Raw genomic sequence first — 20,963 nt, 5'->3', positions numbered from 1 at the left:
GCCGGGGCGGGAGTGGTCCCGCCCCGGCGGCCCCGGGTGGCGTCGACGCGGCAGCGGCACGGGGCCGCGCCGGGTCACTTGTTGCGGCGGCGCTCCTCGGCGTCCTCCAGCACGGCCTCGGCGACCTGCCGCATCGACAGCCGGCGGTCCATGGAGGTCTTCTGCACCCAACGGAACGCGGCGGGCTCGGTGAGCCCGTACTGGGTCTGGAGGACGCTCTTGGCGCGGTCCACCAGCTTGCGGGTCTCCAGCCGCTCCGCGAGGTCGGTGACCTCCTGGGAGAGGGTGCGCAGTTCGTGGAAGCGGGAGACCGCGATCTCGATCGCCGGCACGACGTCCGTCTTGGAGAACGGCTTGACCAGGTAGGCCATGGCACCGGCGTCGCGCGCCCGCTCCACCAGCTCCCGCTGGGAGAACGCGGTGAGCATCAGCACGGGCGCCAGCTGCTCCTCGGCGATCTTCTCGGCGGCCGAGATGCCGTCCATGACCGGCATCTTGACGTCGAGGATGACGAGGTCCGGCCGGTGCTCGCGGGCCAGTTCGACGGCACGCTGGCCGTCACCGGCCTCGCCGACCACCGTGTAGCCCTCCTCCTCCAGCATCTCCTTGAGGTCCAGCCGGATCAGTGCCTCGTCCTCGGCGATGACCACCCGGGTCGTCTGCGGGGGGACGTGGACGCCCGCCTCGGGCGCGGCGGTGTCGTCGCCCTGGGGTCCGGGCTCGGGGACGTCGGGGGTGCTCACGGGGCTCCTCGGGGGTTCTGCAGGCGGGGCACTCACGAGAGTACCCAGCTACGGTATGTTGGGCCCACGGCGGGTTCCGGCCCGTCGTGGCCGTTCGGCGCCCCGGTAGCCCAGTGGCAGAGGCAGTGCTCTCAAACAGCATTCAGCGTGGGTTCGAATCCCACCCGGGGCACCCCTACCGTCCTCCCCTGACCTGCGAGGACGCCGAGCCCGTCCGCTTCGGCGGAACGCGCGCCGCGCGGCGGCGCCGCGACAGCTCGCACGCTTGCTCGCGTGGCTCACCCCGGGACCTCCGCTCGACTCCCGGACGACGGTCTGCATCACCGCCCCGCGAATGGGCTCCGGCGTCGCCGGGGCGGCGCGCCCGGCGATGCCACGCGCTCCCCCGCCCCGTCGGCCGTGCCTCCCGCTACTCGAACCGGGAGACGTCGCCCGCCCCGCGGCGCACGATCTCCGCCCAGCCGTCGGAGAAGTCCACGACGGTGGTCGGCTCGGTGCCGCAGTCGCCGGAGTCGAGGACGGCGTCGACCACGTGGTCGAGCCGGTCCTTGATCTCCCACCCCTGGGTGAGCGGCTCCTCCTCGTCCGGCAGCAGCAGAGTGCTGGAGACCAGCGGCTCACCCAGTTCGGCGAGGAGCGACCGCACGACGACGTGGTCGGGAATCCGGACACCGACCGTCTTCTTCTTCGGGTGCAGCAGCCGCCGCGGCACCTCCTTCGTCGCGGGCAGGATGAAGGTGTAGCTGCCCGGCGTCGCGGACCTGATCGCCCGGAAGACCGTGTTGTCGAGCTGCACCAGCCGACCGAGCTGGGCGAAGTCCTGGCAGACGAGGGTGAAGTGGTGGCGGTCGTCGAGCTGCCGGATCGTGCGGATGCGGTCCAGGCCCTCGCTGTTGCCCATCCGGCAGCCCAGCGCGTAGCAGGAGTCGGTGGGGTACGCGATCACCGCGCCGGTGCGGACGCTCTCGGCCACGGTGGTCATCGTCCGAGGCTGCGGGTTCTCGGGGTGCACGTCGAAATACTTGGCCATCGGGCGAGCTTAGCCCCCGGCCCGCCGCGGCCACCGGCCGCGGCGGGCCGTGTCCGGCGCGACCCGTGCGGGCCGCCCGGCTGCCCGACGCACGGCCGGTTGCCCGACGCACGGCCGGCTGCCCGACGCACGGCCGGTTGCGCCGCGCGGGGCGGCGCGCCCCGGGACGGCGGCGGGGCCGCGAGCCGGGCCTAGCGTTCGCCGATGTGGTGGACGCGCACCAGGTTGGTGGTGCCGGGCACCCCGGGGGGCGACCCGGCGGTCATCACCACGGTCTCGCTCTTCGCGCAGCGGCCCATGCGGCGCAGCCGGCCGTCGAGCAGTTCCACCATGGCGTCGGTGCTGTCGACCGTCGGGACGACGTGCGCCTCCACGCCCCAGGTCAGGCTCAGCTGGTTGCAGGTCTGCTGGTCGGGGGTGAACGCCATCACGGGGATGGGCGAGCGGTACCGGGACAACCGCCGCACGGTGTCACCCGATTGTGTGAAGGCGACCAGCAGCGAGGCGCCGAGGAAGTCGCCGATGTCGGCGGCGGCGCGCGCCACCGCACCCGGCTGGGTGTGCGGCTTGGTGGCCTCGGTCAGCGGCGGCAGCCCGCGCGAGAGCATCTCCGCCTCCGCGGCGGCGACGATCCGCCCCATGGTGCGCACCGTCTCGCCGGGGTACGCACCGACGCTGGTCTCCCCGGAGAGCATGACGGCGTCGGCCCCGTCGAGGACGGCGTTGGCGACGTCGGAGGCCTCCGCACGGGTGGGACGCGAGGAGTTGATCATCGACTCCAGCATCTGCGTGGCGACGATGACCGGTTTGGCGTTGCGCTTGGCGAGCTTCACCGCGCGCTTCTGGACCAGCGGCACGTCCTCCAGGGGTACTTCGACCCCGAGGTCGCCCCGGGCGACCATGATCCCGTCGAAGGCGTCGACGATGTCCTGGAGGTTCTCCTCGGCCTGCGGCTTCTCGATCTTGGCGATGACCGGCAGGAACCGGCCCTCCTCGGCCATGATCCGGTGCACGTCCTTGATGTCGTCCCCGGCGCGGACGAAGGAGAGCGCGATGAGGTCCACCCCGGTGCGCAGCGCCCAGCGCAGGTCCTCGACGTCCTTGGCGGAGAGCGCCGGCACGGAGACCGCCACGCCGGGGAGGTTGAGCCCCTTGTGGTCGGAGACCATCCCGCCCTCGACGACGGTGGTCACCACGTCGGTGCCCTCGACCGCCTCGACCTCCAGCGCGACCCGGCCGTCGTCGATGAGGATCCGTTCGCCGGCCGTCACGTCGGCGCACAGCCCGCCGTAGGTGGTGGAGCAGCGGTGCTGGTCGCCCTCGATGTCGTCGGTGGTGATGCGGAAGGTGTCGCCGGCGTCGAGCAGGGCCGGGCCGTCCCGGAAGACGCCGAGCCGGATCTTCGGGCCCTGGAGGTCGGCGAGGACACCGATGCTCCGGCCGGCCTCACGTGCGGCCTGCCGGACCCGGTGGTAGCGCTGTTCGTGTTCGGCGTGCGCACCGTGGCTGAGGTTGAGGCGGGCCACGTTCATGCCCGCGTCGACGAGACCGGTGATCTGCTCGTACGAGTCGGTGGCCGGACCAAGTGTGCAGACGATTTTCGCTCGGCGCATACTCCCGACTCTAGGACGTACCCGGCGGTAGGAATGACCATCGAGATGCCGAAAACCCTTCGGCCGCGTATCCGTTTCCCCGTCTCCCGGCGCACTCCCGGCGCAGTGCCGCCACCTGACGGGGAACGCGCTCCGATGAGCGCGTCCCCCCGGGGTCGGTGGGGCTCAGTCGACCGGTGGGGCGGGTGCCTCGCGTGGGGCGGCGGGGGCCTGCCGCAGGCCGAACGTCGTGAAGGCGGTGCGGGCGGGGAGCGGGTACGGCCGCTCGTCGAGCAGTTGGTTGAGGACCGTCGCCGAGCGGTGCGCCATCAGCCCGAGGTCCGGGGTCCCCACACCGTGGGTGTGGCGCTCGCCGCCCGCGACGAAGACCCGGCCGGTGACGCCCTCCGCGAGCTCCAGCCGGTAGTCGTCGGTCACCAGCGGCCGGCCGGCGGTGTCGCGCCGGACGGCGCCGGCGAGGTCGCCGAGCAGGGGTTCGAGCGGGGTGTCCCGGTACCCGGTCGCCAGGACGACGGCCCCGGTGGTGAGGGTGGCGGCGCTCTCCTGCTCCGCGTGGACGAGACGCAGGTCGAGGGCGCCGTCACCGCGGCGGTCCGCGGCGCGCACGGCCACCCCCGGGGTCAGCACCGCGTCGGGCCAACCGGACCGCTGGGCGCGGCCGAGGAGTTCGCCGTGGATCTCGGCGAGCGTCTCGTGGTCGACCGCCTTGTGCAATTGCCACTGGCGGGCCGTCAGGGCGTCGCGGGTGGTCTCGGGCAGCGCGTGGTAATAGCGGGTGTAGTCGGGGGTGAAGTGCTCCAGCCCGAGCTTGCTGTACTCCATCGGCGCGAAGGCGGGTGACCGCGTCAGCCAGTGCAGCCGCTCCGCGCCGGCCGGACGGTGGCGCAGCAGGTCGAGGAAGACCTCGGCACCGGACTGTCCGGAGCCGACGACGGTGACGTGGTCGGCGGCGAGCAGCCGCTCCCGGTGGACGAGGTACTCCGCGGAGTGGACCACCGGGGCGCCGCCGGCGGGCGCGCCGACGGCGGGGCGCAGCACCTCCGGCACGTGCGGGGTACTGCCGAGCGAGAGCGCGACGGCGCGGGCGTGCACCGCGCGCGGCCCGGCGGCCCCCTCGACGGGGCACACCGTCAGCTCGAACAGCTCCCGTGCTCGGTCCCAGGAGACCGACTCCACCCGCCGGCCGAACCGCACGCTCGCCAGCCGCTCCCCCGCCCAGCGGCAGTAGGCGTCGTAGTCGGTGCGCTCGATGTGGAAGGTCTCGGCGAAGTAGAACGGGAACAGGCGGCCCTGCTCCCGCAGATAGGAGAGGTAGGACCAGGGGCTGGCCGGGTCGGCGAGCGTCACCAGGTCGGCGAGGAACGGGACCTGCAGCGTCGTGCCCTCAATGAGCAGCCCGGGGTGCCAGGAGAAGGCGGGACGCTGCTCGAACCAGGCGGCCCGCAGGCCGCGGTGGCTGTCCGCCAGGGCGGCGAGCGAGAGCCCGGCGGGGCCGGCTCCGACGCCGGCGAGGTCGAGCGGTGCCTGATCCTCGGCCGCCGGGCCTGCGGGCGGGGCGGGGTCGGTACGGGGGGCGGTGGTCATGCGGTGGCGTCCTCGTCACGGTCACGGGCGGCCTCGCGCACCAGCTTGAGCAGGGAGCGCAGGTCGGCGGTCTGGGTGTGCGGGTTGAGGATGGTGGCCTTGAGCCAGGTGCCCGGGGCCCCGCCGGGGCCGGGGACGGTGGCGCGGCCCAGGACGGCGGAGCCGGCGTGCAGCAGGCGGCGCCGCAACGCGGCCACCTCCTCGTCGCTGGCCCCGGAGGGCCGGAACAGCACGGTGGAGATGGCGGGCGGGCCGTGGAGGTCGAACCACGGGTCGGCGGCGAGCAGCTCGGCGAGGTCGCCGGCGGCGGCGCAGCAGCGGTCCACGAGGTCGGCGAGGCCGTCCTCGCCGAGCGCGCGCAGCGTCACCGCGATCTTGAGGATGTCCGGGCGCCGCGTGGTGCGCAGTGACCGGCCGAGGAGGTCCGGGAGGCCGGCCTCGGTGTCGTCGTCGGCGTTGAGGTAGGGCGCGCGGTGCCCCAGCGGCGCCAGGTCGGCGGCGACGGGGACGGTCAGCAGACCGGCGGCCGCCGGCTGCCAGCCGAGCTTGTGGAGGTCGAGCGCGACGCTGTCGGCGCGGTCGAGTCCGGTGACCTTGTGGCGGTGGGTGGGGCTGAGCAGCAGCGTGCCGCCGTAGGCGGCGTCGATGTGCAGGCGGGCGCCGTGGGCGGCAGCGAGGTCGGCCAGCGCCGGCAGGGGGTCGATGGCGCCGGAGTCGGTGGTGCCGGCGGTGGCGAACAGCAGGGTGGGAGCCGCCGGTTCGGCGGTCAGCCGGTCCCGCACCGCGGCCGGGTCCAGGACGCCGCGCGGCGTGGGGAGGACTTCCGGTTCGGCGAGTCCGAGCAGCCAGGCGGCGCGGGTGACGCTGTGGTGGGCGTTGGCGCCGCAGACGATCCGCAGGCCGGGTGGGAGCAGTTCCCGGGCGAGCAGCACCCCGAGCTGGTTGGACTCGGTACCTCCCGTGGTGACGAGCGCGTCGGGGTGGCGGGCCGCGGGGTGGACGAGGGCGGCCAGCGCGGCGGTGGTGCGGGCCTCCAGCGCCGTGGCGGCGGGTGCCTGGTCCCAGGAGTCCAGCGAGGGGTTGAGCGCACTGGCCGCGAGGTCGGCTGCGGCGGCGACGGCGAGGGGCGGGCAGTGGAGGTGGGCCGCGCAGTGCGGGTCGGCGGGGTCGGCGGCACCCTCGGCGAGGGCGAGGACGAGGTCGCGCAGCGCCGGGCCGGCGCCGGTGCCCTTCTCGGGTATGACCGGTGCGAGTTCGGCGGTGGCTGCGGCGACGGCCGCGGGGCCGCCGGCGGGCAGCGGGCCGCAGCGCCGGGCGGCGCCGTCGGAGAGGGCGTCGAGGACGGTGTCCAGCATGGGCCGGAGGGCACGTGGCCCGGCGGTGCCGCCGGCCAGGGGGTGCGGCTGGGGTGCTGGGGGCATGAGGGGCTCCCGTCGGTGCGCGGTTTCCCGTCCGCCCGGGGCTCAACCGCGGCGGGCGGGACGGTGGTCGGGTACGGGGCCGGGCGGCGATGGCCGGCGGTGCGGGTGGGACGTCGCGCGAGCTGCGCCGTGGTCGGGGGCGACCGGTGGGGGCGGGTGGGTGGTCGGGGCGGTCGGCGTCGGGTGGGGCGGGTGGGGTGCGGTGGAACGCGGCGCCGGGCGACACGTCGGACCGACTTAGGTATACCTAACTCGGGTGGCCCTGGCGGACCCCCCGGAGCTGATGGGGCGTGAATCGTGCCCGTGAGGAGGATTTCCGGCCACGCCGCTCCGAACCAACCTCGTCCGAGACGTACGGTTTTGAGAGGCCGTTCGCCGGCCGGGCGCCCGCGGGCCGGAGCGGCTCGGGGCGGCCCGGGGCGCACGCCGGAGCGGTCGGAACCAGGCCCGGGCCAGGTGGGGGCGCGGCCGGCGGTCAGTCGCCGGCGGGCGGTTCCGGCATGCGCAGGTCGTGGCAGTCGCGCCGTTCGACCTGTTCCGCCGCGAAGCCGCCGAGGACGGCATGGAGCACCCCGGCGTCGAACTCGCGCCACGGACGGCTCAGCCGCAACCCGAAGTGCGCGGGCGCGCCGTCGCAGATCGCCGCCGCCCAGGCCCAGTTGCTGCCGAGGTAGGGCCCGCGCAGCTGCCCCTGCCGGGGGCTGTCGGCGTACCAGCGGTGCTGCGCGTCGATGATCGGCAGCCCCCACTCCCCGAACCAGCTGGTCAGCACGAGCGCCGTCTGCCCGTCGGTGGTGCGCAGCGTGCAGCGGCCGGCGGGCGCGGTGTCGCTGGCCGCCGCGGAGACCGTCCACCCGCCGCGGCGCGGCTCCGGCAGCGGCCCGGTGGCCAGCACGGCGCACGGCGTGCCGACCGCCTCGTCGGCGGGGATCGGCTCCGCCGTGCGGAAGCCGCCGCCGTAGCGGAGCGGGGGCGCGTCGCACTCCAGCCGCTCCGCCACGGCGTTGGCCAGGGCCACGGCCATGACGAGGGTCCCCTCGCCGATGTCGCCGGAGGGGCCCCGGACGGTCACCAGCGGCCGGTGGTCGAAGCCGTCCTCGGGGCGCTCCAGCCCCGGGCACGGCGGCAGCAGGTGGAACCAGCCGTAGTGGGTGACCATGCCGGGCAGCCCGTCCGGGAGCGCCTGCAACGAGGTCTCCTCGTCGACGCGTTCGGCGAGGTCGGCGACGAGGGCGGAGCGGACGGCGTCCCGCTCGCTGAGCGCCGCCACCGACAGCAGCCGGCGGTCGTCGCGGTCGTAGAGCACGCAGGTGTACTCGCCGAGCCGGGGGTCGAAGGTCTCCTCGACGCGGTAGACGGCGGCGTCGGTGACGGCGTCGAGCGCGCCGGGCGGCAGGTCCCGGGCGCAGCCGCCCGCGGCGGGACGGGTGAGGTCGCTCAACGGGCCGAAGGCGGCCGCCGCCAGGAGCAGCGCGAGGCCGATACCGGCCGCCAGAAGGAGGCGCCGCCTCGCGACGCCGTGTCGCCCACCCATGTGCCGTGCCCTCTGAGCGCGTCGGAAGCCGTCCTCCGCCGGGCGGAGCCCGGTGGACTCTTACCGTAAGGGGTGACGGACGCTCCGTGTACCGTCGGGGCGAAATCGGTGTGCGGCCCGCCCCGGCCCGCGCGCCGCGGGTGCGGTGCGCGGGCCGGGCGGGCCGGGCGCGGTCAGGGCGTGGCGGCGGACCGGACGCGCAGCGCGCGGGAGAGGTCGTCCAGCCGGTCGGTCAGACCGCGCCGCAGCGCGGCGCCGACCGACGCGTCGTCGCGGACGGCGGCGCCCAGCCGCAGCGTCTCCTCGGAGACGGAGGTCGCGGGGAACGCGTGGCGGCAGGCGGCGGTGGTCAGCGCGTGGCCGCGGCGCTCCGCGAGCGCGGGGACCTCCGCGAAGTACCGCTCGACGTAGGGCGCCAGCAGGTCGTCGTGCTCCGGGTGCCAGAACCCCTGGGCGGTCGCGGCGAACAGGTAGGCCGACAGCCGGTCGCCGTCCCCGAACATCGCCTCCCAGGCGGCGGCCTTGTGCTCGGCGGTGGGCAGCGCGGCGCGGCAGCGGGCGGCGCCCTCCTCGGCGGTGGCCCCGGGGTCGGCGGCGGCCTCCGCGTCGATCTCCTCCGGGGTGAGGTCGCCCAGGACGGCCAGCCGGTGCAGCAGCTGCCACCGCAGCTTGGGGTCGAGCACCGGCCCGCCGGGCAGGGTGCCCTCGCCGAGCCACCGGCGCAGGTCGCCGGGGTGGGCGGCGGCGCCGATCAGGCAGCGGGCGGCGAGGAGCCGCCGCGCGGGGGTCCCGGGGCGGTCGAGGATCTCGCGCGCCAGGTCGCGGAGCGAGGCCAGCGCCAACTCGCGCGCGCTGCCCGCGAGGTAGCAGTCGGCGACGGTCGACCGGGCGAAGGTCACCACCGCCTCCAGCACCGCGAGGTCCTCCTCCTCCGGCAGCTGCTCGCGCGCCATCGCCACCAGCGCGGCCGGCGGCAGCGCCGCCTCGCGGACCATCTCGCGCGCCGCACCCCAGACCACGGTGCGCGTCAGCGGGTCGGGCAGCGCGGAGACGGTGCGGCTCGCGGTCTCCCACGACCCCTCGTCCAGACCGACGCGCGCGTAGGTCAGTTCACCGTCGTTGACGACGAGGAGCGCCGGCCGCTCCCCCGCCCCCTCCACGACGGCCACGCCGTCGGTGGGCGGCAGATCGAGGTCGTGCGGTTCCAGCGGCACCGGGCGACCGGGGTCCGCGGCCGAGGTGCCGTAGGTCCCGACGCGCAGCCGGTGCGGCCGCCCACCGGTGTGGGTGAGCTCCAGGCGCCAGCCGTCGGGCGAGACGGTGACGGCGGGGGTCAGGGTGTCCGGGCCGGCGGTGCGCAGCCAGCGGTCCGCCCAGCTGTGGACGTCGCGCCCGGAGGCGTGGCTGAGCGAGTCGATGAACTCGGCGAGGTCCGCGTTGCCGAACCGGTGGCGGGCGAAGTGCTCGTTGATCCCCGCGAGGAAGTCCTTCTCGCCCAGCCACACGACGAGCTGGCGCAGCGCCGAGGCGCCCTTGGCGTAGGAGATGCCGTCGAAGTTGAGCCAGGCGGAGGCGGTGTCGGGCACCGCCTCGGGCAGCGGCGCGACCGGGTGGGTGGAGGGGCGCTGGTCGGCGTCCAGTCCCCAGGCCTTGCGCTGTGCGGCGAACTCGGTCCACGGCTGGAAGTCGGTGGCCTCCGCCAGCACCTGGTAGCCCATGTACTCGGCGAACGCCTCGTTGAGCCAGATGTCGTCCCACCAGCGGAGGGTGACGAGGTCGCCGAACCACATGTGCGCCATCTCGTGGGCGATGACGATCCCGCGCAGCTGCCGCTCGGTGTCGGTCACGGCCGAGCGGTGGACGAACTCGTCGCGGAAGGTGACCAGCCCGGGGTTCTCCATGGCGCCGGCGTTGAACTCGGGCACGAACGCCTGGTCGTAGGAGTCGAACGGGTACGGCTCGTCGAAGATCTCGTGGTAGCGGTCGAAGGTGCGGCGGGTGATGTCCCACAGCTCGTCCGCGTCCTTGTCGAGGTGCTCGGCCAGCGACTGCCGGGCGTGCAGCCCGAAGGGCAGTCCGGCGTGCTCGGTGCGGATCGAGTGCCAGGGGCCGGCCGCCACCGCGAGGAGGTAGGTGGAGATCGGCGGGGTCGGTGCCGCGCTCCAACGGCCGGGCTCGCCCTCGACGGGCGCACAGACGCCGTTGGCGAGGACCGTCCACTCCGGCGGCGCCGTGACGTGGACCTCGAAGACCGCCTTGAGGTCGGGCTGGTCGAACGCGGCGAACACCTTGGGGGCCTCGGAGAGGCAGCACTGGGTGTAGAGGTAGGTCAGGGAGTCGGCGGGGTCGGTGAACCGGTGCATGCCCTCGCCGGTGTGCGAGTACGCCATGTCGGCCTCGACGTGCAGCTCGTGCTCACCGGCGCCGACGGTCAGCGGCAGCCGCCCGTCGGTGACGGCCGCCGGGTCGATCTCCCGGCCGTCGAGCGTGACCCGGTGCACGGCGGGCGCGACGACCTCCACGAAGGTCTCGCCGTCCTCGCGCGCGGCGAACCGCACCGTGGTGGCCGACCGGAAGACCTCCGCGCCGCGGGTGAGGTCGAGATCGACGGTGTACCGGTGCACATCGAGCAGCCGGGCGCGCTCGCGCGCCTCGTCTCGGGTCAGAATCGCCATGGGCCCATGCTGCCGCATGCCCGCCGGGCGCGGTACGGGGGTGCGGCCCCGGCGCGCGGGCCGCACGCCGGGGCCGGCCCGGCCGCTCCGTCAGCTCTCCCGGGCGATGGTCTCGTGGTGGCGGATGACCTCGGCGATCACGAAGTTGAGGAGCTTCTCCGCGAACGCCGGGTCCAGGCGGGCCTCGGTCGCCAGCTCTCGCAGCCGCGCGATCTGCCGTCCCTCCCGTGCCGGGTCGGCGGGCGGCAGCTGGTGCTCCGCCTTCAGCCGCCCCACGCGCTGCGTGCACTTGAAGCGCTCGGCGAGCATGTACACCACGGCGGCGTCGATGTTGTCGATGCTGGCGCGCAGTCGCTCCAGCTCGTCCCGGACCTCGGGGGCGCGGTCGGTGGCGCCGGGCCCGTCGGTCGCGGGGGCCGCCGGGTCGCGTCGCTGCTCGGTGCGGTCGCTGTCACTCATGGTGCCCGACTGTAGGCGCCGCGGGGCGCGGTGCGGTGCGCCCGTCCGCAGCGCGGGACGGCGCGGCGGCAGCTGCCGGCCGACGCTGCCCGGGAGCGGCCTCCCGGAAGCCGTCTCGCGCGTGCGGCCCCGCAGACGGCGGCGACCGGCGGACCGCGCGCCTACAGTGGGAAGGGGCGCGGGAGGAGGCTGGTCGCATGACGGTCGGCGGTGGCGGTACAGCACGGGACGTGGAGCGCGGGTTCCCGCACCTGGCGGAGGTGCGCGGTGCGTTGCGCGCCCTGTACCGGGGCATGTCGGGCGACAGGGTGCGCTCCTTCAGCACCTCCGTCCTCCCGGTCGACGTCGCTCTGGACGACGCCGAGGAGCTGACCGGCGGGGTGCGGCGCGTCGCGGGGGTGATGATCCGTCACCTGGGCCTCCCGGAGGCGCCGGTCGACGTCCGGTTCCGTGAGATGCCCGAGGCGGCGTGGGTGGAGCCGGCCGCGGGCGGCGCCTACGCGGTCGAACTCAACCCGCGGTTCGACCGGCACCGCCGGGACATCGGCGCCGTGCTGGCGCACGAGATGACCCATGTGCTGCTGCACCGCTCGGGGTTGGCGCTGGCGGACACCGCCGCCGACGAGATACTCACCGACACCGCCGCCGCGTACCTGGGGTGCGGCTGGCTGCTGCTCGACGCGTTCCGGCAGTCCGCGCTCACCTCGCAGAAACTCGGGTACCTCACCCCCGAGGAGTACGGGTACGTCCTGGCGAAGCGCGCGCTCCTGCACGGGGAGGACCCGCGCGTGTGGTTCACCAGCCCGCAGGCGTACGACGCCTACGGCAAGGGCCTGCGCCGCGCGGAGCACGACGCGGCCCAGCCGCCGCTGGCCGGTGCCGGCTGGGCGGCACGCCGTCGGTACGGCGCGCAGCGGGGCTCGGCGCGCGCGGGTCTCCCCGTACCGGTGGGCGTCGGACCGTACCGGTTCGAGACCGGCGGCGGGACGCCGCGGGTGGTGTTCGACTGCCCGGTCTGCACCGGGCGGCTCCGGCTCCCGGTGCAGGGGCCGCTCCGCGCCCGGTGCGGGGTCTGCCGCACGGTGCTGGAGTGCGACACCTGAAAGCGTCCGGCAGATCCCGCGCCGCGCCCGCGACGCCGGCTGCGACCCTCGCGGTGGCGGGACGGCGGGGTGGCGGGACGGCGGGACGGAACCAACGGGCGGCGCGGCGCCGTCGGGGAGAGTGGGGCGCGCGAGGGCGCGCTGTGGCGAGGGGACGGGGACGGCCATGACGGACGGCAGCGACGGCGGACGACCGGAGCCGGGCGCGCCGGGGCGCGTCCTGGGCCCGGGACCAACGGAGGGGGCGGCACCGGCGAACGGCACGGCGCCGATGGCGGGGGCGGCGGCGGTGGTGTCGCTGGCCGAGCGGTGGCTCCCGGTCCTCGCCACGGCCCCCGAGGTGACGGGCGCGGGCGGTGACTTCACCGTCTCCCCCGCCGGGCTGTGGCTCGCCGTCGGGACGCTGGCCGCGGGCGCCGCCGGTGCCACCGCCGCCGAGCTGCGGGCGGTGGTGGGCGCGGCCGGGGCGGAGGCGGCGCCGCTGGTGACCGGCGTGGGACGCGCGCTGCGCGCCACCGACTCGGTGGTCTCCGCGACGGGGTTCTGGACGCGGGCCCCGCTCTACCGGGCGTACCGCGAGGAGCTGCCGGACGTGGAGTTCGGGCCGCTGGACGCCGGTTCCGCCGAGCGGTTGGACGCCTGGGCGACCCGCGCCACCGACGGCATGATCCGCCGGTCGCCCGTCCGGCCGGAGCCCGGCACCGCCGCGCTCCTCGCCGATGTACTGGCGCTCGCCGCCCGCTGGCAGGTCCCGTTCGCGGCGACGGCGACGGCCGACGCGCCGTTCACCGACGCGGCAGGCGTGCGGAAGCGGGTGCCGATGATGTGGCGGACGGCGCCGGTCGCCGACGCGTGGCGGGTGGCGGAGCGGGCGGCGACCGTGGTCCGGCTGCGGTGCGAGGGCGGGCCGGGCGGGACGGGTGCCGAGGTCCGGTGCGTGCCCGGCGCCCCCGGCGCCCCGGCCCGCGGCGTGGTCGGCGGGGCCGCTGCCGGGATCGTCCTCCCGGCGGCGGACCGCGACCCGCGTGCGGGTGGAGACGAGGCGGCACTCCTGCGGGTAGGAGTGCCAGGTGCGCCAGTGGACCTGGCCGTCGTGCCGGTGGGCGAGCAGCGCGGTGAAGGCGTCGGGGGCCCCGGGGAAGGTCGCGGCGAGACCGTGGGGATGGTCGGCGACCAGGGCGAGGAGCTCCTGGGCGCGGCCGCCGAAGGAGCCGGGACTGAGGGTCTCGACGCGGGCGGCGAACTCGTAGTCGAACTCCCCGATGCGCTTGGAGACGCCCATCGGGAGCGGGGTGCGGCTGCCCGGCAGGCAGGCCACCGTCTCCGAGCAGGTGGCGGCCCCGGAGCGGAGCAGCACCTGGTGGGAGGCGCCGAGGACGCGGAGCTGCACGTGGTCGCCGTCGAGTTGGAGGTCCAGCGTCGCGAGGGCCGGCTGAGGCTCCCGGCCGAGTTCCCAGGCGAGGTCGGCGGCCCTGGTGTCGGAGTAGGTGGTGTCGATCGTGGTGAGCATGGGTGCTCCCGCATGCACGCAGTGAGGGGGTGGGCTGCTCGGGCCTGCCGGACCCGCACGACCACCGAACCACGAAACGCCGTACGTCCACAGCGTTTTCACGCAACTCGACAGGGTTTCCATCCCCCCGGGGTCACGGGGGTTCAGATGTTCACCCCGCAACACCCCTTCGGTTACCGGCCGGTTGCCCGTATTGCGAACAGCTACGCACGTAGATCGCTACACCGCAACTACCTTATGTCCACTTGGTTGCACTTTGCCGCTGTCTTTTGGTCACAGGTCAGCGTGGCTTGCATCTCGGCTGCGCAACGGTCATCGCCTCGCCCTTGTGGGCAAGACCACGAGTGAGGAAGCTCTCGGGAACTTCACACCCGACGTGACCTCATCGTGGAAGGCCCGGAGATGACCCGTTTCGGCAGGACGTCGAAGCTGGTTGCTGCAGCAATGGGTGGGGCCTTGGTCCTCACTGCGTGCGGCAGCGACAGCGGCGACAACGGCAGCAGTGACGACTCGCAGAGCGACGGCGGTGGCGGCGGGACCATCACCCTGGGCTACGAGCAGGAGTGGACGACGTGGAACCCCACCACGTCGGACGGCAACCTGACCGCGAACTCCGTCGCGACCTACCAGGTCACCACCGGGTTCTGGTACTTCGGTGAGGGCGGGGCGATCACCCCGAACGAGGACTTCGGCAGCTACGAGGTCGTCAACGAGGACCCGCTGACGGTCACCTACACCTTCCACCCGGACGCGGCCTGGTCGGACGGCACGCCGATCGACTGCGACGACGCGCTCCTGTGGTGGAGCCAGCGCGGCGGCTACCTCGACTGGTCCGCGCCCGGCACCGCCGGCATCGAGGACACGCGGATGCCGGAGTGCGAGTCGGGCGACAAGGAGTTCACGCTCGAGTACCTCACCCCGTACGCGGACTGGGAGGGCAGCGGCCCGGGCCAGGGCAACACCACGATCATGCCCGCCCACGTCGTCGCCGAGCAGGGCGGCCTGGAGAGCGCGGACGAGCTGATCGACATCATCAAGGGTGTCGACTGGGACTACTCCACCCCGCACAACGAGCGTGAGCACGGCGGCATAGAGGAGGCCGAGGCGGCGCTGGCCGACGCCATCGAGTTCTTCAAGACCGGCTGGATCATCGACGGCGCGCTGCCCGACGAGTCGCTGATCCCCTCCTCCGGCCCGTTCACCATCGGCTCCTACGCCGCCGGTGAGCAGCTGACCCTGGTCCCCAACGAGGAGTACTGGGGGGAGCCCGCCGCGGCCGACGAGGTCATCTTCCGCTACATCGCGCAGGACGCGCAGGCGCAGGCGCTGCAGAACGGCGAGATCGACATCATGTCGCCGCAGCCCTCCTCCGACCTGCGGGACCAGCTGGAGTCGCTGGCCGGCGTCGAGGTCGAGGTCTTCGACCAGTACCTCTACGAGCACAACACCTTCAACTTCGAGTCGGGTCCGTTCTCCGAGAGCCTGCCGCTGCGTGAGGCCTGGATGAAGTGCCTGCCGCGCGAGACCCTGGTGCAGAACCTGATCCGCCCGATCGACGAGGAGGCGCAGGTCCGCAACACCGTCGTCGCCCACCCGCTGGACCCGTTCTACGACGACGTGGTCAGCAACTCCATGCCCGCCGAGTTCGCCGAGCAGGACATCGACGGCGCCCGCGAGATCCTCGAGGAGGAGGACGCGGTCGGCACCACCATCCGCCTGCGGACGCTGGACAACCCCCGCCGCAACGCGCAGGGCCAGCTGATCCAGGACGCGTGCAACGAGGCCGGCTTCGACGTCGACTTCGAGGCCCACGGCGACTTCTTCGCCCAGGACGGCGCCATGTACACCAACCGGTACGACGTGGCGATGGCCGCCTGGTCCGGCTCCGCGCTCATCTCCGGCTGGAACTCCACCTACTCCACCCCGGACGAGTGCTCCGCCAGCGGCAAGGGCAACAACAACGGCTGCTACTCCAACCCGGAGCTCGACGCCCTCCTCGAAGAGGTCCTGGTGACCGTCGACGAGGACGAGAAGACCCGCGTCATCAGTGAGATCTCCACGATCCTGTGGGAGGACGGCGTCTCGGTGCCGCTCTTCAACCACCCCGGCATGGCCGCCTGGGCGGACGACGTGCAGAACGTCGTCCCCAACCCGGCGCAGTCGGACATCGTGTGGAACATGCAGGAATGGACCCGCTGACCTCCTGAAGTCAGCCGCGTGACGGGGCGGCGGCCGTGCGCCGCCGCTCCTCGCCGGACAACACGCACAGCGCGGGGCCGGGGGGCCTCAGATCCCCCCGGCCCCGTCCGCGTACCACTGTCACCATCTCCCACAGATCTCGCTGATCTCACGGAACACTTCAGGAGTCTGCGCCATGCTCGTCTTCATCGCGCGGCGGCTCTTCGTCTCGCTATGGGTGTTCCTGGCCGCCACCGCGGTCATGTTCATCCTGGCCGCCAACGCCAACGACCCGCTGGAGGAGGCACGTCAGCTCCCCGACAACGAGCGGGAAGCGGCGCTGGCGACCATCACCGAGCGGATGAACCTCGACAAGCCGGTCCTCATCCGCTACCTGCTCTGGCTCGGCAGTGCGATCACGGGTGACCTCGGCGTCAACCGCCAGGGCCAGGACGTCAACGCGATGCTCGGCACCGCGTTCCCCGCGACCCTCCAACTCCTCGCCGCCGCAACGGTGCTGGCCATCGTCTTCGGCATCGCCATCGGCGTCATCTCCGCCCTGCGGCAGTACAGCGCCTTCGACCAGTCGGTCACCTTCGTCGCGTTCGTCTGCTTCTCGCTGCCGCTGTTCTGGGTCGGCACGCTGCTGAAGCAGTACATCGCCGTCGACATCAACGACTGGTTGCAGGACCCCACGCTCTCGCTGGTGATGGTGGTCGCGCTCTCGCTGCTGACGGGCGCCGTGTGCAGCGGTGTACTGGTCGTGGACCGCCGCACCCGCTGGACCGTGTTCGGCGCCACCGCCGGCGCCATGGCCGTCCTGCTGCTGGTGCTCTCCGCGACCGGCTGGTTCGCCGACCCGGGCCTCGGCCCCGTGGTGGTCGCGCTCACCGCCTTCGCCGGTGCCGTCGCCATCACCACCCTGGTCTCCGGTCTCGACTTCACGAGCCCGCCGATGCGGGCCGCGCTGGTCACGGCCGCCGTCGGTGTCGTCTGCTACTTCGCGTTCGGCCCGGTCCTCAACGACCCGAACCTGCTGACACTGCTGCTGCTCGCGCTGCTGACCGCCGCCGTCAGCGCCGGGATCGGCTGGTTCTTCGGGGGTGAGCTGTTCCGCCGCCAGGCGATCCCCGCCGCGGTCCTCACCGGTCTCTTCACCGCCACGGTGATCTTCGTGGACCGCGTGCTCCAGGCGTTCGCCGGGTACGCCGCCCACAGCCGCATCCGCGGCCGCGTGATCTCCACCATCGGCCCGTCCACCCCGAACTTCGAGGGCACCTTCTGGCAGCACAGCCTGGACTCCGCGGGGCATCTGCTGCTGCCCACGCTGGCGCTGGTGCTGGTCTCGCTGGCCTCGTACACCCGGTACACCCGCGCCAGCATGCTGGAGGTCATGAACCAGGACTACGTGCGGACCGCCCGCGCGAAGGGCCTGACGGAGCGCGCGGTCATCACCCGCCACGCGCTGCGCAACGGCATGATCCCCATCACCACGCTGACCGCCTACGACATCGGCACCCTCATCGGCGGCGCCGTGATCACCGAACGGGTCTTCGGCTGGAAGGCGATGGGCACGCTGCTGCAAGACGGCATCGAACAGGGCGACCCCATGCCGATCATGGCGTTCTTCCTGGTGGCCGGCGGCGCGATCGTGGTCTTCAACATGATCGCCGACATCGCCTACGCCTTCCTCGACCCGCGTATCCGGCTGTCCTGACAGGAGTTCGAAATGATGCGCAAGAAATCCGCGCAGCCGGCCGGGACGCCGCCCACCCCCGGTTCGGCCGACGACGCCGCCCAGGGCATGAACGTCGCCTCACGCACCCAGTTCCAGCTGGTGCGGGCGCGGTTCTTCCGGCACCGCGGCGCGCTGGTCGGCATGGCCCTCTTCGGGTTCATCCTCACCCTCGCCGCCACCTCCATCGGCTGGGGGCCGATCCCCGGCTGGTGGGACAAGAGCCCCACCGGGACCGGTGTGGTCCTGGAGGGCGGCCGCCCCACGCTCGGGGTGTGGCCCACCTTCCTCGGCGGCGGTGGCGTGACCTGGGGTGAACACCCCTTCGGGCAGGACGACATCGGTCGCGACTACTTCGCCGTGGTGATGCGCGGCACGCAGGTCTCGCTGACCGTCGCCTTCCTCGTCGGCACGGTGGCGACCGTCATCGGCACGGTCATCGGCGCCTGCGCGGGGTACTTCCGCGGCTGGGCCGAGGCCGTCCTGATGCGTGTCACCGACGTCATGATCACCATCCCGACGCTGGTCATCGCCGCCGTGGTCGCCGCGATGGCGGGCCGGCAGGGCATCGTGGTGCTCGGCATCATGCTCGGCCTGGTCACCTGGACGCAGACCGCCCGGCTGGTCCGCGGCGAGGTGCTGTCGCTGCGGGAGAAGGAGTTCGTCGAGGCGGCCCGCTCGGTCGGCACCTCCGCCAAGCGGATCATCTTCCGCCACCTGGTGCCCAACGTGGTCGGCATCATCATCGTCTCGGTGACGCTGGCCATCGCCGCGGCGGTCCTGCTGGAGACCGGCCTGTCCTTCCTGGGGATCGGCGTGCAGCCGCCGGACACCTCGCTCGGCCGCCTCATCACCGACTACCAGACCGCCATGATGACGCGCGCGTGGCTGTTCTACTGGCCCGGCCTCTTCATCATCGGCATCGCGCTGTCGGTCAACTTCATCGGTGACGGCCTGCGCGACGCCTTCGACCCCCGACAGAACCGGGTGCGTGACTGATGACCATCAACCCTCCCCTCGACACCTCGGGGACGCTGAACACGGGGTCGGCGGCGACCGACGCCGTCCACGAGGCGGCCGAGGAGGTCCACACCGCCTACTCCCTGGCCGACGCCAAGCCGCCGCTCGACGAGGAGATCCTCAAGGTCGAGAACCTCACGGTGGAGTTCCCGACGGACGACGGCGTCGTCCAGGCGGTCCGCGGCGTCAGCTACACGCTGCACGCGCGTGAGGTGCTCGGCATCGTCGGCGAGTCCGGCTCCGGCAAGTCCGTCTCCTCGATGGCCGTCATGGGGCTGCTCCCCAAGAGCGCCCGCATCCGGGGCAGCGTCACCTACCGCGGTGAGGACCTGCTGACGATGCGGCCGGGCCAGCAGCGGGCGCTGCGGGGCGAGAAGATCGCGATGATCTTCCAGGACCCGATGACCTCGCTCAACCCGGTCCACACCGTCGGCGACCAGCTCGCCGAGGCGGTCCTCGCCCACCACCTGGTGCCGCGCCGCGAGGCACTGGCCCGGGCCAAAGAGATGCTGGACCTCGTCGGCATCCCGCAGCCCGACAAGCGGCTGCGGGCCTACCCGCACGAGTTCTCCGGCGGCATGCGGCAGCGGGTGATGATCGCGATGGCGATCATCAACAACCCGGACGTGATCATCGCCGACGAGCCGACCACCGCGCTGGACGTGACGGTGCAGGCGCAGATCCTGGAGAAGCTGCTGGAGGTCAAGGACGCGGTCAACGCCGCGATCCTCATGATCACCCACGACCTCGGGGTCATCGCCGGCATGGCGCACAAGACGCTGGTGATGTACGCCGGGAAGCCCGTGGAGATCGGCCACACCGACCAGGTCTTCTACGAGCCGCGGATGCCGTACACCGCCGGACTGCTGGGATCGATCCCCTCCCTGGAGGGCGACGCCGAGGGCCGGCTCCGGCCCATCACCGGCACCCCGCCGTCGCTGATCAGCCTCCCCCGCGGCTGCCCGTTCTCGCCGCGCTGCCCGCTGGCCACGGACATCTGCCGGGAGAGCGAGCCGCCCCTCGCCGACCTCGGCGAGGGACACGCGGCGGCCTGCCACCACAGCGACAGGCTCGCCGAGGCGGAGGACCCCACCGCGTTCTTCCACCCCGACGCCCAGACCGTGCCCTCCGACGGCACGGGTACCGAAAGTGAGGAGGGGCGATGACGGCGACCTCCGGCAGGACCGCACCGGAATCTCCGGGAGCGGCGCCGACCCCCGCGACACCCGCGGACGAGGCGGCGCCGGCGGCACCGGCCGCCACCGGGACGGCCGACGCCACCGGGAAGGCCGACGCCACCGCGAAGCCCCCTGCCGACAGCCCCGAACGCCTGCTGGAGGTGCGCGACCTCGTCGTCAACTTCCCCGTCTACGGCTCCGGCCTGCTGCGGCGCGTCACCGGGCAGGTCCAGGCGGTCAGCAAGGTCACCCTCGGCGTGGACGCCGGGCAGACGCTCGGCGTCGTCGGGGAGTCCGGCTGCGGGAAGTCCACCACCGGCCGCGCGATCCTCCAGCTGATCAAGCCGACCGCCGGCTCGGTGCGGTTCGAGGGCCGGGAGATCACCGGTCTCAAGCGCGGCGACATGCAGGCCTTCCGCCGCAACGCGGGCATGGTCTTCCAGGACCCGATGGCCTCGCTCAACCCGAAGCTGCCGGTCAACGACATCATCGCCGAGCCGCTGAAGGTGCAGGGCCGCTGGCGCGACGGCGGCCCGGACCGGGTGGCGGAGCTGCTGCGGCTGGTGGGGCTCAGCCCGGAGCACGGCAACCGCTACCCGCACGAGTTCTCCGGCGGGCAGCGGCAGCGCATCGGCATCGCCCGCGCGCTGGCGCTGGCGCCGAAGCTGCTGGTGATGGACGAGCCGGTCTCCGCGCTGGACGTCTCCGTCCAGGCGGGCGTCGTCAACCTGCTGGAGGACCTCCAGGACCAGCTGGGACTGGCGTACGTGTTCATCGCGCACGACCTGTCGGTGGTGCGCCACATCTCCGACCAGGTGGCGGTGATGTACCTCGGCAAGGTCGTCGAGACCGGGCCGCGCGACCAGGTGTACCGGGCGCCGTCCCACCCGTACACCCAGGCGCTGATCTCCGCCGCGCCGCTGGCGGACCCCCGGCGGGAGCGGCAGCGCCGCCGGACCGTCCTCACCGGCGACGTCCCCAGCCCGATCGACCCGCCCAGCGGCTGCCGGTTCCGGACCCGCTGCTGGAAGGCGCAGGACATCTGCGCCACCGAGGAGCCGGCGCTGACCGACCGCGGCACGGGCCACCCGGTGGCCTGCCACTTCGCGGAGCCGGACACCAAGGTGGTGTGAGCTGCCGAGCCGTGCCGAGCGGGCCCCGGGCGTGATCGCCCGGGGCC

At 73.6% G+C, this 20,963-nt stretch carries 14 protein-coding genes, 1 tRNA gene and 2 pseudogenes; 8 read left to right on the top strand and 9 right to left on the bottom strand.

Translation table 11 applies throughout. The features are described from left to right. Window positions 1-74: 74 nt before the first annotated feature. Window positions 75-743, bottom strand: coding sequence for an ANTAR domain-containing response regulator (locus HCN56_RS12960; protein WP_167970578.1), 669 nt, complete (start codon window positions 741-743; stop codon window positions 75-77). 99 nt (window positions 744-842) lie between these two features. On the opposite strand from HCN56_RS12960, the gene HCN56_RS12955 reads away from it, so the two are divergent. Then, window positions 843-915 (top strand) — tRNA-Leu (locus HCN56_RS12955). Between the two features lie 237 nt (window positions 916-1,152). Here the strand turns inward: HCN56_RS12955 and HCN56_RS12950 are convergent. The 7 genes from HCN56_RS12950 to HCN56_RS12920 form a co-directional block, all read right to left on the bottom strand. Continuing rightward, window positions 1,153-1,773, bottom strand: a complete 621-nt coding sequence (locus HCN56_RS12950; protein WP_167970576.1) for an L-threonylcarbamoyladenylate synthase — start codon at window positions 1,771-1,773, stop codon at window positions 1,153-1,155. 191 nt (window positions 1,774-1,964) lie between these two features. Continuing rightward, on the bottom strand, window positions 1,965-3,386 hold the full coding sequence (gene pyk / locus HCN56_RS12945) for a pyruvate kinase (protein WP_167970574.1): 1,422 nt from the start codon (window positions 3,384-3,386) through the stop codon (window positions 1,965-1,967). Window positions 3,387-3,551: 165 nt separating this feature from the next. Beyond that, entirely contained in the window at window positions 3,552-4,970 is a 1,419-nt protein-coding gene (locus HCN56_RS12940) for a lysine N(6)-hydroxylase/L-ornithine N(5)-oxygenase family protein (protein WP_167970572.1), read from the bottom strand. After that, window positions 4,967-6,391: a pyridoxal phosphate-dependent decarboxylase family protein gene (locus tag HCN56_RS12935; protein ID WP_167970570.1), complete on the bottom strand. Its 1,425-nt coding sequence runs from the start codon at window positions 6,389-6,391 to the stop codon at window positions 4,967-4,969. The genes HCN56_RS12940 and HCN56_RS12935 overlap by 4 nt, the downstream gene beginning before the upstream one ends. 475 nt (window positions 6,392-6,866) lie before the next feature. Continuing rightward, complete coding sequence (locus tag HCN56_RS12930) at window positions 6,867-7,925, bottom strand: hypothetical protein (protein WP_167970569.1); 1,059 nt, start codon at window positions 7,923-7,925, stop codon at window positions 6,867-6,869. A gap of 173 nt (window positions 7,926-8,098) precedes the next feature. Further along, complete coding sequence (gene pepN, locus HCN56_RS12925) at window positions 8,099-10,600, bottom strand: aminopeptidase N (RefSeq protein WP_167970567.1); 2,502 nt, start codon at window positions 10,598-10,600, stop codon at window positions 8,099-8,101. Window positions 10,601-10,690: 90 nt separating this feature from the next. Further along, window positions 10,691-11,059, bottom strand: coding sequence for a chorismate mutase (locus tag HCN56_RS12920; RefSeq protein ID WP_167970565.1), 369 nt, complete (start codon window positions 11,057-11,059; stop codon window positions 10,691-10,693). Window positions 11,060-11,256: 197 nt separating this feature from the next. Between HCN56_RS12920 and HCN56_RS12915 the strand changes: the two genes are divergently transcribed. Then, on the top strand, window positions 11,257-12,162 hold the full coding sequence (locus tag HCN56_RS12915; protein ID WP_167970563.1) for an ImmA/IrrE family metallo-endopeptidase: 906 nt from the start codon (window positions 11,257-11,259) through the stop codon (window positions 12,160-12,162). A 166-nt stretch (window positions 12,163-12,328) separates the two neighbouring features. After that, window positions 12,329-13,006, top strand: a pseudogene (locus tag HCN56_RS26400) (serpin family protein); the annotation flags it as partial. Window positions 13,007-13,171: 165 nt separating this feature from the next. Here the strand turns inward: HCN56_RS26400 and HCN56_RS12910 are convergent. After that, window positions 13,172-13,672 (bottom strand): annotated as a pseudogene (locus HCN56_RS12910) (DUF2617 family protein); the annotation flags it as partial. 444 nt (window positions 13,673-14,116) lie between these two features. On the opposite strand from HCN56_RS12910, the gene HCN56_RS12905 reads away from it, so the two are divergent. The 5 genes from HCN56_RS12905 to HCN56_RS12885 all read left to right on the top strand — a co-directional run bounded on the left by HCN56_RS12905 (window position 14,117) and on the right by HCN56_RS12885 (window position 20,916). Next, on the top strand, window positions 14,117-15,871 hold the full coding sequence (locus HCN56_RS12905) for an ABC transporter family substrate-binding protein (RefSeq protein WP_245246493.1): 1,755 nt from the start codon (window positions 14,117-14,119) through the stop codon (window positions 15,869-15,871). A 175-nt stretch (window positions 15,872-16,046) separates the two neighbouring features. Then, window positions 16,047-17,567, top strand: a complete 1,521-nt coding sequence (locus HCN56_RS12900; protein ID WP_167970559.1) for an ABC transporter permease — start codon at window positions 16,047-16,049, stop codon at window positions 17,565-17,567. Between the two features lie 12 nt (window positions 17,568-17,579). Next, entirely contained in the window at window positions 17,580-18,584 is a 1,005-nt protein-coding gene (locus HCN56_RS12895) for an ABC transporter permease (protein ID WP_209312672.1), read from the top strand. Further along, window positions 18,584-19,771 (top strand): ABC transporter ATP-binding protein, encoded by a 1,188-nt coding sequence (locus HCN56_RS12890; protein ID WP_167970557.1) that lies wholly within the window; start codon window positions 18,584-18,586, stop codon window positions 19,769-19,771. The genes HCN56_RS12895 and HCN56_RS12890 overlap by 1 nt, the downstream gene beginning before the upstream one ends. After that, the gene (locus HCN56_RS12885; protein ID WP_167970555.1) at window positions 19,768-20,916 is read left to right on the top strand and encodes an ABC transporter ATP-binding protein; all 1,149 of its coding nucleotides are present in this window, start codon (window positions 19,768-19,770) and stop codon (window positions 20,914-20,916) included. The genes HCN56_RS12890 and HCN56_RS12885 overlap by 4 nt, the downstream gene beginning before the upstream one ends. Window positions 20,917-20,963: the final 47 nt, after the last annotated feature.

Origin of the sequence: Streptomyces lonarensis, assembly GCF_012033735.1 — a bacterium.
Taxonomy (GTDB): domain Bacteria; phylum Actinomycetota; class Actinomycetes; order Streptomycetales; family Streptomycetaceae; genus Streptomyces; species Streptomyces lonarensis.
This window is presented reverse-complemented; position numbering and strand designations above follow the sequence as displayed.

Bases quoted from the DNA above. Each gene is read 5' to 3' on its own strand.
- HCN56_RS12950 (WP_167970576.1), bottom strand. From the start codon at position 1,773: ATGGCCAAGTATTTCGACGTGCACCCCGAGAACCCGCAGCCTCGGACG.
- pyk (WP_167970574.1), bottom strand. From the start codon at position 3,386: ATGCGCCGAGCGAAAATCGTCTGCACACTTGGTCCGGCCACCGACTCG.
- HCN56_RS12940 (WP_167970572.1), bottom strand. From the start codon at position 4,970: ATGACCACCGCCCCCCGTACCGACCCCGCCCCGCCCGCAGGCCCGGCG.
- HCN56_RS12935 (WP_167970570.1), bottom strand. From the start codon at position 6,391: ATGCCCCCAGCACCCCAGCCGCACCCCCTGGCCGGCGGCACCGCCGGG.
- HCN56_RS12930 (WP_167970569.1), bottom strand. From the start codon at position 7,925: ATGGGTGGGCGACACGGCGTCGCGAGGCGGCGCCTCCTTCTGGCGGCC.
- pepN (WP_167970567.1), bottom strand. From the start codon at position 10,600: ATGGCGATTCTGACCCGAGACGAGGCGCGCGAGCGCGCCCGGCTGCTC.
- HCN56_RS12920 (WP_167970565.1), bottom strand. From the start codon at position 11,059: ATGAGTGACAGCGACCGCACCGAGCAGCGACGCGACCCGGCGGCCCCC.
- HCN56_RS12915 (WP_167970563.1), top strand. From the start codon at position 11,257: ATGACGGTCGGCGGTGGCGGTACAGCACGGGACGTGGAGCGCGGGTTC.
- HCN56_RS12905 (WP_245246493.1), top strand. From the start codon at position 14,117: ATGGGTGGGGCCTTGGTCCTCACTGCGTGCGGCAGCGACAGCGGCGAC.
- HCN56_RS12900 (WP_167970559.1), top strand. From the start codon at position 16,047: ATGCTCGTCTTCATCGCGCGGCGGCTCTTCGTCTCGCTATGGGTGTTC.
- HCN56_RS12895 (WP_209312672.1), top strand. From the start codon at position 17,580: ATGATGCGCAAGAAATCCGCGCAGCCGGCCGGGACGCCGCCCACCCCC.
- HCN56_RS12890 (WP_167970557.1), top strand. From the start codon at position 18,584: ATGACCATCAACCCTCCCCTCGACACCTCGGGGACGCTGAACACGGGG.
- HCN56_RS12885 (WP_167970555.1), top strand. From the start codon at position 19,768: ATGACGGCGACCTCCGGCAGGACCGCACCGGAATCTCCGGGAGCGGCG.